At 37.6% G+C, this 16,492-nt stretch carries 14 protein-coding genes; 1 reads left to right on the top strand and 13 read right to left on the bottom strand.

The window, feature by feature from the left end:
* Positions 1–6: 6 nt before the first annotated feature.
* The 5 genes from TR08_RS03330 to TR08_RS03310 all read right to left on the bottom strand — a co-directional run bounded on the left by TR08_RS03330 (position 7) and on the right by TR08_RS03310 (position 3,440).
* On the bottom strand, positions 7–501 hold the full coding sequence (locus TR08_RS03330; protein ID WP_045515730.1) for a flavodoxin domain-containing protein: 495 nt from the start codon (positions 499–501) through the stop codon (positions 7–9).
* Positions 502–717: 216 nt separating this feature from the next.
* On the bottom strand, positions 718–1,386 hold the full coding sequence (locus TR08_RS03325; RefSeq protein ID WP_152597325.1) for a YfjL-like protein: 669 nt from the start codon (positions 1,384–1,386) through the stop codon (positions 718–720).
* Positions 1,387–1,507: 121 nt separating this feature from the next.
* Complete coding sequence (locus TR08_RS03320) at positions 1,508–1,855, bottom strand: metal-sensitive transcriptional regulator (protein WP_045515727.1); 348 nt, start codon at positions 1,853–1,855, stop codon at positions 1,508–1,510.
* A 155-nt stretch (positions 1,856–2,010) separates the two neighbouring features.
* On the bottom strand, positions 2,011–2,757 hold the full coding sequence (locus TR08_RS03315) for a GTP pyrophosphokinase (RefSeq protein WP_370576269.1): 747 nt from the start codon (positions 2,755–2,757) through the stop codon (positions 2,011–2,013).
* A gap of 20 nt (positions 2,758–2,777) precedes the next feature.
* Positions 2,778–3,440, bottom strand: a complete 663-nt coding sequence (locus tag TR08_RS03310; protein ID WP_045515724.1) for a TetR/AcrR family transcriptional regulator — start codon at positions 3,438–3,440, stop codon at positions 2,778–2,780.
* A gap of 260 nt (positions 3,441–3,700) precedes the next feature.
* Between TR08_RS03310 and TR08_RS32325 the strand changes: the two genes are divergently transcribed.
* Entirely contained in the window at positions 3,701–3,862 is a 162-nt protein-coding gene (locus tag TR08_RS32325) for a hypothetical protein (RefSeq protein ID WP_165979054.1), read from the top strand.
* 511 nt (positions 3,863–4,373) lie between these two features.
* On the opposite strand, the gene TR08_RS03305 is transcribed toward TR08_RS32325, so the two are convergent.
* The 8 genes from TR08_RS03305 to TR08_RS03270 form a co-directional block, all read right to left on the bottom strand.
* On the bottom strand, positions 4,374–5,111 hold the full coding sequence (locus tag TR08_RS03305) for a protein-glutamine gamma-glutamyltransferase (protein WP_045515723.1): 738 nt from the start codon (positions 5,109–5,111) through the stop codon (positions 4,374–4,376).
* A 107-nt stretch (positions 5,112–5,218) separates the two neighbouring features.
* Positions 5,219–5,473 carry a hypothetical protein gene (locus TR08_RS03300; protein WP_045515722.1) on the bottom strand — a complete coding sequence of 85 codons (255 nt, stop codon included), beginning with the start codon at positions 5,471–5,473 and terminating at the stop codon, positions 5,219–5,221.
* Positions 5,474–5,736: 263 nt separating this feature from the next.
* Entirely contained in the window at positions 5,737–7,620 is a 1,884-nt protein-coding gene (locus tag TR08_RS03295; protein WP_052427328.1) for a PKD domain-containing protein, read from the bottom strand.
* Positions 7,621–7,838: 218 nt separating this feature from the next.
* Entirely contained in the window at positions 7,839–12,116 is a 4,278-nt protein-coding gene (locus TR08_RS03290) for a multicopper oxidase domain-containing protein (protein WP_193747662.1), read from the bottom strand.
* 157 nt (positions 12,117–12,273) lie between these two features.
* The gene (locus tag TR08_RS03285; protein ID WP_045515720.1) at positions 12,274–13,362 is read right to left on the bottom strand and encodes a copper resistance D family protein; all 1,089 of its coding nucleotides are present in this window, start codon (positions 13,360–13,362) and stop codon (positions 12,274–12,276) included.
* Positions 13,359–13,952, bottom strand: a complete 594-nt coding sequence (locus tag TR08_RS03280; RefSeq protein ID WP_052427326.1) for a copper resistance CopC family protein — start codon at positions 13,950–13,952, stop codon at positions 13,359–13,361. The genes TR08_RS03285 and TR08_RS03280 overlap by 4 nt, the downstream gene beginning before the upstream one ends.
* A 270-nt stretch (positions 13,953–14,222) precedes the next feature.
* Positions 14,223–14,999, bottom strand: coding sequence for a 2-keto-4-pentenoate hydratase (locus tag TR08_RS03275; RefSeq protein WP_045515719.1), 777 nt, complete (start codon positions 14,997–14,999; stop codon positions 14,223–14,225).
* A gap of 157 nt (positions 15,000–15,156) precedes the next feature.
* A complete protein-coding gene (locus TR08_RS03270) occupies positions 15,157–16,467 on the bottom strand; it encodes a hemolysin family protein (RefSeq protein ID WP_045515718.1) in 1,311 nt (436 codons plus the stop codon).
* Positions 16,468–16,492 lie beyond the last annotated feature (25 nt).

Below are 16,492 nucleotides of genomic sequence, written 5' to 3'. Positions count from 1 at the left end.
CGTTTTTTATACATGTGCAAATGTATCATTAATTTTCATTACAAATGACATGATAGCGGTCGTATCTAAATTCGATGTATCCTCGGTAACACCACTCACTTTTTTAACAATCTGCCTTTCAATGAAATTCATTTTACTAACGAGGAATTCTCCACCAAAAATACCATTAGCGATTGACACGTTTCTTAATTCCTCTGGGAAAGCCGTATTAAATTGCTCATGTGCTGTTTCTCCATCGTGCCAGCAGCAGAGGAAAAGACCAAGTTTTTTTGTTAACAGCACATCATAATGTTTTGCGATAAAATGCTTTATTTTCCCTTGAATACTTCCGGCATGGATGGAGCCACCGATGAATACGGATTCATAATCGCGTACATCAAAAGTAATTTTATCCCGTTTCAGATCAACTGCTAAGACTTCTCCTTCCATCCACTCACTCACCAATTGGACAGCTTTTTCTGTTGTACCATGAGATGAGCAATAAACAATCAATGTCTTCATAAAACATCCTACCCTCCATGGGAAAATTTTCACCCTCATAACGAACCTATCCTGTTCGACCTTTTGTTGTCTTATTATTATTATAAAGTAGCAGTAAACAAAATTCAGAAAAAATATTGGCAATATTTCTACAATTCAATCCCAAACTCACCAATTGCCTATTCCACAACAATAGAAACCCTAGAAAAAAATAGTGCTCCACCATGAGTGGGAGCACTATTTTTCTATGATATCCCCTTTTTCAGTGATAAAAAAGACCTTAGCCTGTTCAGACATCTCGTTTTCATAATATCTTACCTCAATCAGTACAGGGAAACCTGCCTCCTGTAAAAATTGACTAAGCTTCCTCATTTTCTGTATTTCGTTTTTTTGATTTAATTGTGTCCAATTTGTTTTTATATCTATAGGAATGGAAGTGGAGAGGATCGATACGTTTATTTCATCATAAGTAGGAATATTCGGACCAAAAATTTCCCCTTTGTCCTTAATTTGTAGGGCTTTAAACATTCCCTCATCCAAATCTGGAAAAAGTTCTTTTATTTGTGCTTTAATGTTCGTTGCTAACTCACTATCCCACATCACTTTCGGATAGTTATCTGAATAGCCATGGGGAGAATCCATATCTTGCTCAATGATAAATAAGAGGTTCGAATGCTCTATAGGATAGGCATATCCCTGGTACGTTTCGCTTAAAAAATTGTAGCTAATTTTAGTTAGGACAAATTCAGTATGATATTTCTCGGTAATGTAGCTTTGTATATTTTTTTCATGTTTTTGTTTTCCCCAGGGTGTCCCGTAAAACACTGTATAAGCGTAAACACTAAATGATAGTATGAGTCCAGCAAATACCATAAGGATTATTTTCGTTGCTCTTATATTCCTCACCTCTTAGTTTTCAGAATATTGTAACTATATTATTCTTCAAATAAATTTGTTATTCCTTCTAGCAAAGAACAATAATAGGAATAAAAAAAGACGTACAAAAAGTACGACTTGAAAACGGACATTATTTCTTCATTAATTTTTGAATGGTTACCAGGACCTCGTCTAAAACTTCATGGTCTCCTTCTTGAATTCTTTCAATTACACACGTTTTTAGATGACCTTCTAACAAAAGTTTTGCAACACTATTAAGTGCCGATTGCGTTGCAGAAATTTGCGTGATTACATCATCACAATAAGTATCCTTTTCGATCATGCCTTTAATTCCGCGAATTTGCCCTTCAATTCGATTGAGTCTTGTAACAAGATTACTCTTGACCTTATCGGAATGATGGCTTTTTCGGTGACTGCCCGAAGTCACGCAGCAGGATTCATCATTCATTTCTTCCTCATAAACATCGTCAAAAGACATTCCATCACCTCATTTTCTGTCATTATATCATACCCCCGTATCGTAAAGCGATAGGATATCTATTGTTGGTAAGACAAGAAAAAAACTGGCAAGGCTACATGTTAAGGTAAATTAGGTAACAAAGCCTATTACATACAAAATGTAATAGGCTTCTTCTATTTGATTCCCAGTTGTTCTTCTATAAAAGTTTCCAATAATTTAAGTTTATTGTTTCCTATTCCCATTGACTGTAAGATTTGATCTTCAGCCTCCTCCGTTTTCTTCATTTTTGCCATTTCTTTATGAAGTCCTTCCATTTTATTGTCCAAATGGGCTGCCATCTCAGCAGTTGTTTTTAATTCTTCAAGCATTTTTTGTGGAATTTCTTTGTTGTACTTATAATAAATTTTATGTTCTAAGCTTGCCCAGAAATCCATGGCAATGGTACGGATTTGAATCTCAACCAAGATTAATTCCTCACGGTCAGACATAAAGATCGGTATTTCCACTATCATGTGCAAACTTTGGTAACCATTTGGTTTTGGATTTTTTATATAATCCTTATATTCTATAATTCGAATATCTTTTTGATTGGCAATCATCCTGCTTATTTCATATATATCGGAAATAAAAGAACAGGTTATTCTCATACCCGCAATATCTTTAATATTTTCCTTAATACTTTCCAACGTGTAATCCAAGCCTTTACGCTGAACTTTACTAAAAATACTCCCTGGTGATTTTAACCGTGATTTTACGTGTTCTATTGGGTTATATTCATGAATATAATTAAATTCATCTTTAAGAATATTAATTTTTGTCGTCATTTCATCGAGGGCAAATTTATAAGCCATCATAAAACGTGTTAGTTCAATTTTGATTGCTTTTAAATTCTTCAAATCAAAGGTCTTTTCCATTCTCAGCGTTTACATCCTTTCAAATATCAATACTCTTCTTCTGTTACAGTTTCATCCGTTTGTAATTTTTCGATCACTTCTGGTGGAAAAATCAATCGGCAAATCACCTTAGCTACTTGATGATAATCTGTCTGATTCCCACATTGTTTCATTTTTTCCGGTGCATGCTCAGCCAAGGTCATCATCGACCATGTAACTGTATTTAAATCTAAATCTTTCCAGGTCAGATCATTATCATAGGCCATTTTTAATCCTGAAAGAATTCTAGTAAATATCTTTCGTTTACCAGCTGCTAACACCTCAGCAAACCCTGAATCCTTAGCCAGTAATTCAGGTACCAGACGCTGCATTCCCATCGCCTTAAGACGTTTATCATGTGATTCTAATAGGGAAGCTAAAGTGCTTTCTGGATCTGAAACACCCCAAATTGGTTCAGGCGGCATTAACATTTCTATTTGATTCTCTAAAAGAGACATTAATAGCTGTCGTTTATCCGAAAAGTACCGGTAAAAAGTACCGGTTGCTACCCCTGCATGAGCGGCGATTTCCTTTGCCGTTGTATGCTCATATCCGTTCGTGACAAATAATTCATGACCACTTTTTAATAACAAATCTCTTTTTAGTTGAGCACGTTCCTGCTTAGGAATTAATGGGAACTCACCAACCAGATGTTCTTCTCGGTCTGACATTTTTCTCACCTCATCGTTATTATACCACAAAACATAAATATTGAACCCTAGTTCATGTTACCATTGACAGAATCTCTTTTTCGTGTAATACTTGAACTATAGTTCATGTTATTTCAATTTATGTTAACACCCCTTGGCATTCGTTGTAAATAACATGAACAAATTATTTATTTTTTGATTTTTTGAGACTTTTTACTCGCTTTTTTTGTTTTTATTCATATATAATATTTTATAATTAACTTTGGAAGGTGTTGATTAATATGGCAAACCAATCTGATAAAAAAGATATCTCAATCAACTCAAGCGTTTCACTAAAGGGAATTGTAAAAGCCATTTTCAACGATACCGTACATGTGCAAATTGGCGGCAAGATTATTACACTGCCAAAAGCTGATTTCATGTTAGATAAATCTATGAATTAAAAAAGATGTTTATTTGTTTTCCATAATATGAAAGCCCATTGCAGCAACTGCGATGGGCTTTCTTTTGTTTGGATATAGACATTACAAGCTCTTATTGGAAGGATATGGCTACAATTTTAAGAACGTAAGAGTTATATTCACGAGTATCCATGTCAGCATTGCTGACAGCCAGAAATGCCGTTTTTTCGACTTTGTATGGAAATATTTGCAGTGCTATCATTGGTACTGTAGTAACCAAATAGCCGTTAAAACGGTAAAAACCGGAGGGATTCATTATCCATTATTTGAAACTGAGGTACACAAATGAGATGGAGAAAGCGATGCTTATTGCTCATGGAGTATGTTATGAAGACTACAAACGGAAACTTAACGTGAGAATGGAAGTTGAAAAACGTCGTGAGCTGGATTATATGAAATGTAAACGGCTGATCGCAGATTTTGACGGAAGAATACACTGTTGATATATATAGAAATGAAAGAGGAGCATTCATTTTGGATGCTCCTCCTTTCTTTAACGTAATAAAAATATCGTATTATAATTAGGTCTTGTTATCATCCGCATAAGATAGGCGGATTCATCAGGGTTCTCCTTTCTCTTTTCATTTAAAAAGTTAATAATGGTCTTAGAATCTCTTATTCCAACTCCATGACCATAGAATTGATCATTGCCAAAAAAGATCACATTTTCTGCTCTCCACCATGGCTGTTTTGGATCAAAATCTGGATTTTTGAAATGTAAGACATCACCAATGATGAAATCCTCTCCATCTTTTGAATAAATAGGCAGATCCTCGTCAAATTGCCAATCCATTAAATAAAGGCGACTGAAGTACGTATTAAATGCTCTTGGACCAATTGTATAGAGTGTGGCAAGGTATAGAACGATTGCAATACCAGTAGCGCATTCAAAAGCATACAACTTACCATTTTTCACTATATCTTCAATTGCTTCCGAAGGATTGACCCCCTCACGCAAAAGAAAACCTCCGTTTGGCAATCGATACCAATATTTTCTGTTGGGAAAGGAATAGGTAAAAGTAGTGAACTTAGCACCGCTTTTATCTAAAGCCGTTGCTGCTTTTATAGTATTCACTCTGAATAATAATTCAAATTTCAATTGTTGTAGAGATGGGTAATAATAAACCACTGGGTGACCGGCCATTTGTTTCAAAATCGTTCTTTGCTCACTATTTGTTATCTCTTTTTGGAGTTCCTCAGTCTTAACAATCCGTCCATTTAAATTAATCATTTGATACCTCCTTTCTACACCATATGACCCTATTCCTAGTTACATGCAGGTGGATAACAAGAAAAGAGCCAGAATCCATACTAAAGGACCTGACTCTGTATTGAAGTTTATTTATTTCTTAATAAATGTACAATAATTCCACCAACAATCGAGCCAATTGCAGTCATTCCAAAAATAATAAAGTAAAGTCGTTCCGCCAAATCAGCCATTCCTTCACCCGGAAAAAACTCTGCCTTCCCATACATAGCGATAGCAGCTAAAAATAAGATTATCGACGGAGCCCAAACAATCCAGCTGGGATTAACCTTTATCATTATAAACGGAATGATCAACCCAATAAGAAATAACACAAAGAAAAACATAGCTTCAACCCTTCCAGAACCCTTTATTCATTAGACGAATGAATAAAGGAATCGTTCCGAGTCAGAGGTTTATAGAATGCCCATTTTTCATTACTATTATTGAGGTGGTCATTATTCATTGGTTACCGCTTTCTCTCTTCCATTAATATTTCGGGCACTTATAGCACTCATTGGGTTACCTGTTTTTATCGAAATATAGTAACAAAGCCATTCAAATAAAAAACTGGAAAGAAACTAAAAGAGTTTCTTTCCAGCTAACTTGGTTACCTGTTTAGTATTGTGACAGCTACATTATTCAGTTTCCCACCTGAACTAGATACAATTGTTAAGGTTTCACCTGCCACAAATGATAGTCCCCTTTTCGAGAATATCCATTTACCATCTGGTCCCACTACAGCTGTCCCAAGCGGAGTCGTTTGATTACTTTTTGAGATTGTAATTGTTACTCCTGGTCCAAAAACATCACTCGTTCCAGATACGTTTAATGTTCCAGTGCTTGGTATAAAGCTTACAGGCTGCACTGCCAGTTTATCTGGAGCTGGCATGATCGTCACAATTGATTCATTTGTCGAGGTTTGACCATTAGCGCCTGTAACTGTTAATTTAAAGCTTACTGGTACGAATTGTTTAGGGAAAGTAAACGTTGGTTTAACAGGGTCCGCCAAATTAAGTTGAACGGTTGGACCACTTACCTGCTCCCATTTAAAGGTCGCTGCATTAGTTGAAGCACTTCCATCAAGGGTTACCTCCGAGCCCTGTTTTACGGTTTGAGTGGCACCTGCATTTGCCATAGCCGGGTCCGCTGTAACATTTACTGGCAGAGTTTCTCTGCCCTCTTTAGTAGAGGTTATGGTAATAGTTGGCGGAATTTTTACCGGTTTTTTAATTACAAGTGTTCCGGATGCTGGAATATCGCCAAATCCTTCTGCTGTTAGTGTTAGTGCATTCAATTTATCGCTGGATGCAGCCGTAATATAAAGAGTATCTGAATTTGTATCATATTTGGCAGTACCTGTAATGTGATCCACAGGTTTTAGCTTTTTGATACTAAGAGGATTATCAGATTTATTCGTTACTGTTACTTCGGTCGGTATATCCCCGGTAAATGGTAAACGTCCAAAGTATTGTCCAGCTGTTCCCCTCATGGTTGTTGCACTCATTCCATCTCCTTTAACATCAATTGTATATTGTTTATCTTCTTCTGTAGAAGCAAATACATCGATGGTACCACTACCCGCTGTATCCTGGCTGTATGTAGCTCTTATGACATCAACACCAGCAGTTGTTGCTTCTTTCCCCATTAGACTGAATAAATCAGTTTGGATACAATTCTGGATTGTAGTCGTACCCGAAACGCAAGTACTATTGATACCAGGTCCTTGAATCCTAAAATAGTTTTGTTCCTCTGTTCCGTTATGATAACCATTCTTGATTTTATGCTCTACGTCCGGGTTTCCTACATACCCGACAGGTCTATCAGCTGTTGTATTCCATTCTAAGAAAGTCCCAATTCGACTTTTCCTTGCCCCTTCAAATCCGCCAGCTACCCCGATATCTTCAACAAATCTAATTTCCCCAATATTTGGCTCATCTTCATCCTCTACTGTAGCAACAATTTCATCTACACCATATGGATGTGTGATGATGTATGATTGATTCGGCATTAAGTCGTCTATTCGAAAACGAACCCGTCCGAATACAATTTGGTCTCCATCTTGGACAATTTCATTTGCCCATGCAGCTTCAAGAGCGAAAGTTGCTACTGCCCTGCCACCAGAAGGCATATCAATTTCAGCGCCTGCCAACTGATAAAAAGCTTCTTCATGGAAATTACCATTCTCTACTGAGAGGGGACCTTCTGCAAATTCCCCAGCAACAAAACCACATAGGGGATCATTACCATCCAAACATAGCTCAAGCCTATTGCCGTTCGAATCCTTATACCATACAGGATAACCATAATCCCCGATAGGACCCACTTTGGTAAGCTTTGGAATTTTATCAAGAGGGACAATGTATTTTGCTTTTACCCCATTATCTCTCCAAATTCCACTACTAATGACTAAAACTACTGTAATAGCCAAAAGAAAAACGTTTCTTAAAGTTGACGCTTTCTTTCGCTTCCTTTTACTACCTCTTGGTAACATTCGCAACCCACCTTTTTCAATTATTGAACCATATAAAAACTAGTAATCTTCATTACTTCATTCCTACTACCCCTTCCCTTTTTTTCAATTTTATTCCATATAATAAATAGATAGACCTATTTATTAACAGGCTCATAGTGTTATTTTACTATTAAAAACAATGCAAAAAGTGGAGGGGTAGTGGCAATTCTTCCCCCTCCTTCTTCTTATAAAATCTATTAATATTTGGGTGCAAAGGCCGATCTTTTTAGCCCCATATCTACTAATATAGGTTTTGCATACAACGATTCATTTCCAAATTTATCTACTGCGGTAACAGTGTAATAATAATTTGGGCTGGTTGGACTTACCGGCACAGTATAGGATAAAGAGCGAATTAAACTACCATTTATCCGTTGGTAGCCCTTTGCTATGGATGTTGTCCTATAAAGGTTAAAGCCCACTATATTAGTGTTAACATTGGATTTCCATTGGAAGTTAATAAATTTCTTATCCAATGATAGTACTCCAGTTACATTAAATGGCTCTTCAGGACGGCGGTCAGGCAGTGTTTGCAGTTGATACTTTGGTTGATTATGGATACGAAGCATCCCCCATAAACCACCTTCTAAATATCTCCTTAGTTTCATTTCCCGATAAACATAATCTCCTACTTGATTAAATAAGCCTTCATTTTGAACGGGGATTATATCCAAGGTCTCCCCTGGAGTAAGCGAGCCTTGACTAGATACAAGCTTGGAATTAGGATCTGTCCATTGATAGCGCCAGCGATGGCTATGAAGTGTAAATACACTTCCTCTTGATCGGTCAGCAGTTTGCATCACTCGTAAACGGATGGGATCACCTACATAGGCTTCCGGTACTGGGGTTGAAGGATCTCCATGGATGATAGAGCTAAAAATGAGCGATTTATCAGGGTTAGCAGCTAATCGATGTTTGAACGGTTCAGAGCTATAATTTATGCCTTTTTCGCCACGATCCTCCATATCAAGATCAGCGACACCCGGTGTAGGAATACTTCCATCCTTGCCAATCGTATAAAGACCATCTGAGAACATTAGTACCTGTTCTCTAAAATCTGGCATATTCGGAACAATAATATCAGCCCTTGCACCTGACATGATTTCATCACCGGTTTTCGGGTCACGATATTTTGAGCCTTTAGGTTCAATAATAAGCGAACCATAAGCACCATGGAGTCGATGACTGCGGATATCCCCATAGTCATAAAGAATGGTTCCGCCATATTCTTTATCGGCATACCAGTGATAGGTGATTTTTTCGCCAGGACCAATGGTTTGGTCATAATTATAGCCAATTGTAGCACCGTCAGATCCCTGCATATCGTATTGCACCATTTGTGGGTGCAATGATACTCGGTTAGAATTCTTCCAGTTTACTTGGTTAGCCATTAACAAAGCAGGATCTGCCTGGTTTTCAGGTGGGTCGAGCGGAAGTTGATTTGAAAGAGTTACCTGAATACATTCTCCTTCATTTGCCCTAATAACTAGCGGTTCAGCCGCTTTCTTGCCGTTTTTAATGTCTAAATAATCTTTTGTAAGGGAAAACATCATGCCAAAAGGATCATGATCACCATATTTGTTATAAACAATGTCCTTCATAAAGGCTGTAATATCAAATTTTCTTACCAAAGCACCAGGTGGACAAGGATTTCCAGGTGTCAGTGCCTTCGGAGGTTCTTTTCCGTTTCTCTTCATCTGGTTTACCTTCCAAGGTACAACAGATGATTTTAGCTGCGGGCGATCAGGCAGTTTTTGCAGAGTGGGTGTTTTTTCTCCCCAAACTCTGACAAAGCCCCATAATCCGCTCCATAAGTCTTCAATTGGCTGTGAAGACCATAAATAATCCCGTTGTTGAACGCCAACTGGGTTTGGTTGTATTTCCATTGTAAATTGTTCAGACATACCGATGGTTTGGGTGGACGTTAATTCTGAATCCTCCACACCAGATTCACGCTTCCAGTTTAATCCATGCACATTAAAGTTATGTTGGGTTTCATGTGCACCTTGGATTAAACGGATTTTTATTGGATCCCCTGGATAACTTTGAATTATCGGTGTCTGGGGATCTCCATGTACCCATGAACTAAAGACATAAGCAGGATCCGAATTATTTCTTCGGAAAAATGGTGCATTTGAATAATTGACAGCTGCATAGCCATGGGCGTGCATGAAATTTGAAGGATCTGTCTCTAACTGAAGCATGTTTCCATCCTTATCCCAAAGTCTTGCGAAATCATGATAAATGAGAACTTGTTCACGGAAATCTTCTCTTTCAGGGTGAACAATCATGGCTTCCGTTCCTGACCTTATTTCTTTACCTGTCTTTGGATCCAGCCATCTAGAGCCTTTTGGTTCGACAATTAAGGTGCCAAAGGTTCCGTGGAATCCCTTTTCACTCGCAGAGGTATGATCATGGAAAAAGATAGATCCTTCTTCATCTGCATACCAGCGATAGCGTATTTTTTCTCCTGGTTCCGTACCTTGATTGTAATTCCAACCTACCGCTGTTCCGTCAGAACCTAACGGGTCATAGGCAACAAAATGAATGTGTATTGATAGTGCATTCGGTTCTTTGGCATTGAATAAGTGGTTTTCTAATGTTACCTCGACACAATCTCCCTGATTTGCACGTATTGCAAGTGGACGTGGTCTTAACTCTCCGCTCAACACTTTTTGTTCATCTTCTGCTAGGACGTACATTCGTCCTTCCTTATCACGATCGCCTTGATTATTGTAAACAATTTCTTTTTGAATCCCGACGATGTCATATTTACGAATAGGAGCATCCTTTGGACAGCGGTCAAAATTAGGTGCTCCAGGTACAAGTGCACCTAAAGCTGCTTTTTCTGAATCTGTTGCTGGACGCAATTCTGGATCCGGCGGCTTTGGAGCACGTTTGCCTATTTCGCCAGGTATATAAGCAGGAAAACCTGGATTTTGTTCGGTTGGACTAGAAGGTGCTTCCCTATCTGGTAATGGCAGCAAGTCTCCCTGCGCTTTATCATAGACCCTCATCAATCCCCACATGCCTTCTAAATAATGTGGGAACAAATGACAATGCCATAAATAATCTCCTGGTGCTCCGGTATTATCCTTGTCATAGCCAGCACCAAATGCTAATTCAGCCGTTTGGGTATCTCCTATATTCAACGTATCAGAGTCGACTGTGTTTGTTTTCTTTGTATCACTTTTCCACCGGTGTCCATGAAGATGAAAAACATGATTTTCATCACTGTTTGCCCCTATTACTCGGTATCTAACAGGGTCACCCACATAGGATCTAGTGATAGGTGTTGCCGGGTCGCCAAAAACCCAAGACGAATAGAACATTGTCGGATCTTTACCATCTTCCCCCATTGCATTTTTCAAGCGTTCATCCATCGGTTCAGCACGATAGTTGACAGCATAAAGTTCTTTTTCATTTGGATCTTCTACATGAGGTTCCTCTCCATGTGGTTCCTCTCCATTTTCTTCAGGTTCTTCCTCTTCCGGGGTTCCAGGAGGAGGAGGGGTGCCAAATTGAGCGCTAATTCCATCATGGAAAAATAACGTAAACTCTCGGAAATCAGGTTGATCTGGCAAATGGATATCTGCATATAATCCGCTCGTTAACTCTTCCCCTGTTACAGGGTCGGTCCACGTCGCACCTTTAGATTCAACAATTAATGCTCCAAATAAACCATCACCCATTGTGCCCCTTTCCCCAGTTGGATCGGTAAAGTAAGTGAGATCCGCACCATTGTAAAAAAAGAAGGTTCCTTCATCCCCAGCATTCCAGGTATATTTAATTTCTGTGTTTGGTGCAGCAGTCGAATCAGGATTATAACCTGCTTGAGTGCCATCCGATCCCCTAACGTCGTATCCAACACCCTCAATATGAATGGAAGCCTTCTCCGTTAATTGATTACTAAAAGTAACTTGAATGCAATCACCTTTATTTGCACGGAGGGCAAGCGGTTGAATTTCCTTCACCGGCTTTCCAGGATTTTCGGCAATAGACACTCGAATCTTTTCTACATCTTCTTTTAAGGCATATATTTTTGCTTTGGGATCATGGTCACCAAATTTGTTGTAAACCATATCAACCTGGATAGCCGTAATATTAAATTTACGAACCGGTGCACCCTTGATGCATTTTTCGTTAGGCATATCTAAACTAGCTAATGACACAGGAGCAGTTTTAGTTTCCGCGGCTCTGGTCTGGATGATGGCTTCGTTAGATTCGCTGTTAGTGGAAGGTGCTTTATTTGTTTGGGATTTAATGGTTTGGGCTCTACTAGCAGAATTGACTATTTGTTGACTACTCGAGGATTGTTTTACGTTATTTTTTAATACTGTGACAGGCCTTACTTTATCGAGTGCCAGCGCATGTTTTAATTCTGATGAATGAACGATAAAAATGACCGAAAGAGATACAATAGAAAATAAAATTAGGAAACTAATTAATAGTAAAAAAGACTTCTTTTGCTTCAACCTTTGTACCCCTTTCATCTTCCAATTAGTATGTAAGTAATAGTTCCCTGCTGCTATAAATTGATATGACCAGGTCAAATTTATTATTACTTCTTTCATGCTCACTCTCTTTTTACACTATGTGAAAAGAACAAACAGAGCAATGACCTTCCATTGCTCATATGATTGGATAAAGCACACAAGAAAACATCAAGCCTAAGTACAGGGTGAGAATAAAACATCCACCAAACACTGTTGCAAATACAGGACTCATCCTTTTATAACTAATAATAATTAGGAACAAAAATAGTAATGCCACAGTAATCAACAATACAGATAATAATGTTGGCGCAAATTCAATTTCTATCGGAACAAGGATGTTTTTTGCTAACAGCCAATCGACCCAAGTTGGTGCTTTAGCTGTTTGCGCATCATAAGCCATTTCATAAGGTGGTGATAACGTGCCTAGTACAGCTGTAAAATAGAAAACTAGTAAAAGGATTACACTTTCAGCTTTTAACCATGTTCGAGGATCAAATTGAGAGAATGTGGAAGCTCTTCTTGATAAAATGCCATTAATTATTGCAAAAACAATAACAGGAACTATACTTATGTGTTTGAACAATAACATTCGACCGTAAGGTGTTACCCAGCCATTTAAATATTCTGTAGGCTTTTCGATAGTGAACATTATGACAAACCCTGTCGCAAAAATATTTATCATACACACTATCGCTAGAGGCGTAAACCATTTTAAAAACTCAGTCCAATGTTCCTTGTCTTTGGAAAACCACGAAGCATGAAGCAGGACACCAACCCAAATCGTTACCATAAGGAAGTGTGTGGTATGCGAGAATAATCCCACCACAAACGATTGAGATGAAACATGACTCGCATAACCTATGGCAATCATCATTAAAACAATCCAGAATGCCTGTATATATTTTGAGCGCTCTAAATAAAAGGTTAACCATAAGAAAATGGCAGACAATGTTATAAACAGCCATCCTTGCCCAATTTGGGTAGTCATCATAACAGAGGTGCCTGCTCGTGCAAACCCGACTGTACCATCAAAAAACAAAATTAACGCCAAAACTGGAACAAAAGAAAATATAATAATTCCGAGAGTACAGATAAGTAATAATGATTTTGGAAGTTGAATAGTTGGTTTTTTCGATTCAGGTACAAATTGTAAGACAACATAACCAACTAACAGTGAAAAAAATAGATAATTACCAAAATCTGCAATAGGGGTTAATAGGTTCATGGATATTTTTTCTTCCTTAAAAGCAGTAACCCAATTCCTAAAATAATCACAAAGCCAATAATGGTTATGATTGAATTGGTGTTGGAATTGCTTTTTTCCTCGGTGCCATTTTGTTTATCTATTCCTTCACTCCCATCATTACCATAAGCAGTTATCTGGACCTCTACACTGTCTTCTTCACCACTCCCTGATGAATCTTGCCCTTGGTCTGGAATGGTTGCACTTTGTCCCTCGCCCTTTTCCTCTTTTTGTACAGTGAAGTTAATTTCACCCGTTATCGGATGACCATCATCTCCAGCAATATTCCATTGAATGACATAGGCTCCATTTTCTAATGGTTCCGGCAAGATTCCAAACATTTTCTCGGCTTCAATCTGTACTTGTAGTGCAGTCATTTCCGCTCCGTCCTTAATTACTTTCATTGAACTTAACTTTTCAATGTTCCCATCGAAGGTTAGAGTGATTTCTTTTAACTCATTCACAACTACCTGTCCCTCAATAGGGTTTGATACTGCAAGATGGGTATGGGCAGAAACCATAGAAGGTAACAAGACGAATAGAAACAAAATCAGCAGGCTGAATTTTTTCAAGATGATTCTCCTTCCGTTTTTACTAAATAATATTCAATGGAAAATATTAATAGCACATTTGATACTCAAGAATAGTACTTTGGTTGCAAATCTATTACACTATAAATTTAGGGAAAACTTCCAAAACACCTCTATTAATTGTTCGACAAATACCAACTAGAATCACTATTTCGGATGTAATTTGTAGAACATTATGAATTTACACAACATTTTTCGTCAAAAAAATAGACCACAGAAAAAACTGCGGTCTTGGTAACTACGGTTATCCAATTAAAATCTTACACTCACTTCTCCAATTTGAGCAAATCTAGCTTTAAATGTATCTCCATCTCGAGCTACCTCTGCTGCAGATAATGCACCTGATAAAATCACTTCACCAGCTCTAAGTGGAATATCAAACTCAGACAATTTATTAGCCAGCCATGCTACACAAGTAGCAGGATTTCCTAATGCTGCTGCTCCAACTCCCGTGTTTACTAGCTCTCCATTTTTGGTAAAAACCATTCCAATCAATTCAAGTTCAACGTCCACGATTTTGGTCGGCTTTCCTCCAAGTACATAAAATCCCGATGAAGCGTTATCAGCAACCGTATCTGCAAGCTTGATTTTCCAGTCCTTGATTCGGCTGTCAACGATTTCGAGTGCGGGAACAATATAGTCTGTTGCCTGAAGAACATCAAGAGTGGTTACATTCGGTCCTCTTAATTCCTTTTTTAGGATAAATGCAATTTCTGCTTCTACTTTGGGCTGAAGGACCTGATCAATAGAAATTCTTCCTCCGTTTTCTACAACCATACTATCTAGTAAATGACCATAATCTGGTTCACCAACACCAAGGAGATTTTGCATGGCTTCAGAAGTTAATCCAATTTTCTTGCCTACAATTCTCTGTCCTTGTTCTACTTTTCTATTAATATTTTCAAGTTGAATATAGTATGCATCTTTAGCTGTCAAATCAGAATCGATTGATGTAAGCGGTTCAATTCCATTTTTTGAAACCTCCGCTTCGAATAATTGGTCTGCAAATTGTTGTACTTTTGTAGTCATTGTATTGCCCCTTTCCCTTATTATCTGTGATTTTGTTATCTTTTTATAGAATCGCTCCTATATCTATTTTTCTACCTCCATATCCGTAATCCCTTTAAAACGGCCTCATATTTTAAAAAAATAAAACCCTCTTGCAAGTTATACAAGAGGGTTAGGTTTAAGCTATAGATTCGTGTTTCATTAATTTCACAATTTCTAGTAATTTAATATGGTAACCATCAATTTCTAGAACCTTAAATTCATAATCACCATATTTAATCTTATCACCTTCGACAACATCCATTTTCTCAGATAAGATCCATCCACCAATGGTATCCATTTCTTCTTCCTGGATGTCTAAACCGAATAAATCATTCACTTCATCTATTAAAACTTTCCCATCCACTACAGTTTTATGTTCACTGATTTTGTTGATTTCTGGTACTTCGTCTTCGTCAAATTCATCACGAATTTCCCCAACAATTTCTTCTAGAATATCTTCAACCGTCACTAAACCTGCCGTACCGCCATATTCATCCATTAGGATGGCCATGTGAACACGATCTTTTTGCATTTTAACTAATAAATCATGGATGGCAATTGATTCAATTACCTGAATTACAGGACGAGTATATTCATCAATTGGAGTATCGAGGTTTTTACCACTAATATAATCTGTCAATACTTCCTTCATGTTCAACATACCAACAATGTTATCTTTTTCACCATCAATGACTGGATATCTTGTATAGTTTTCTACTTTTACAATTTCCAAACATTCTTCTAATGTTTGTGATTTATCAAAAGCGACGATTTCCGTACGAGGAACCATAATTTCTTTTGCAATGCGATCGTCAAATTCAAAAATATTGTTCACATATTTGTATTCAGACTGATTTATTTCTCCACTTTTATAGCTTTCCGAGATGATAAATTGAAGTTCTTCCTCTGAATGTGCTTCTTCATGTTCAGAAGCTGGTTTTAAGCCAAACATTCCAACTATAATACGTGCAGAACCATTTAATACTTTTATAAAGGGATACATTAGTTTATAAAAGATAATCATTGGTTTTGCAAAAATTAACGTAACTGCCTCCGCTTTATTTATTGCTACCGTTTTAGGAGCCAACTCCCCGACTACAACGTGAATAAAAGTTACAGATGCAAAAGCAATGACAAAGGATAATATACCAGATGCTGATTCAGGTATGTTTAATTGAGTAAACAATGGATGAAGTAAGTGTTCCACTGTTGGTTCACCCAACCAACCTAATCCTAAAGCAGTAACAGTAATCCCTAATTGACATGCTGATAAATATTCATCTAAATTTGAAACAATTTTCTTAGCTGCAATTGCTTTTTTATTGCCTTCTGCTACAAGCTGATCAATTCGTGTACTGCGGATTTTTACAATGGCAAATTCGAAAGACACGAAGAATGCCGTAAAAGCAATTAAAATGGCAATCACAATCAAGTTTATAATGGTCAATGGTCTCCTTACCTTAAAGAAAAAG

This window comes from Neobacillus niacini, from assembly GCF_000759675.1.
In the GTDB taxonomy this organism is placed as follows: Bacteria; Bacillota; Bacilli; order Bacillales; family Cytobacillaceae; genus Neobacillus; species Neobacillus niacini_A.
Note: the sequence above shows the minus strand (reverse complement) of the source record. Positions and strands in the feature narration are given on the sequence as shown.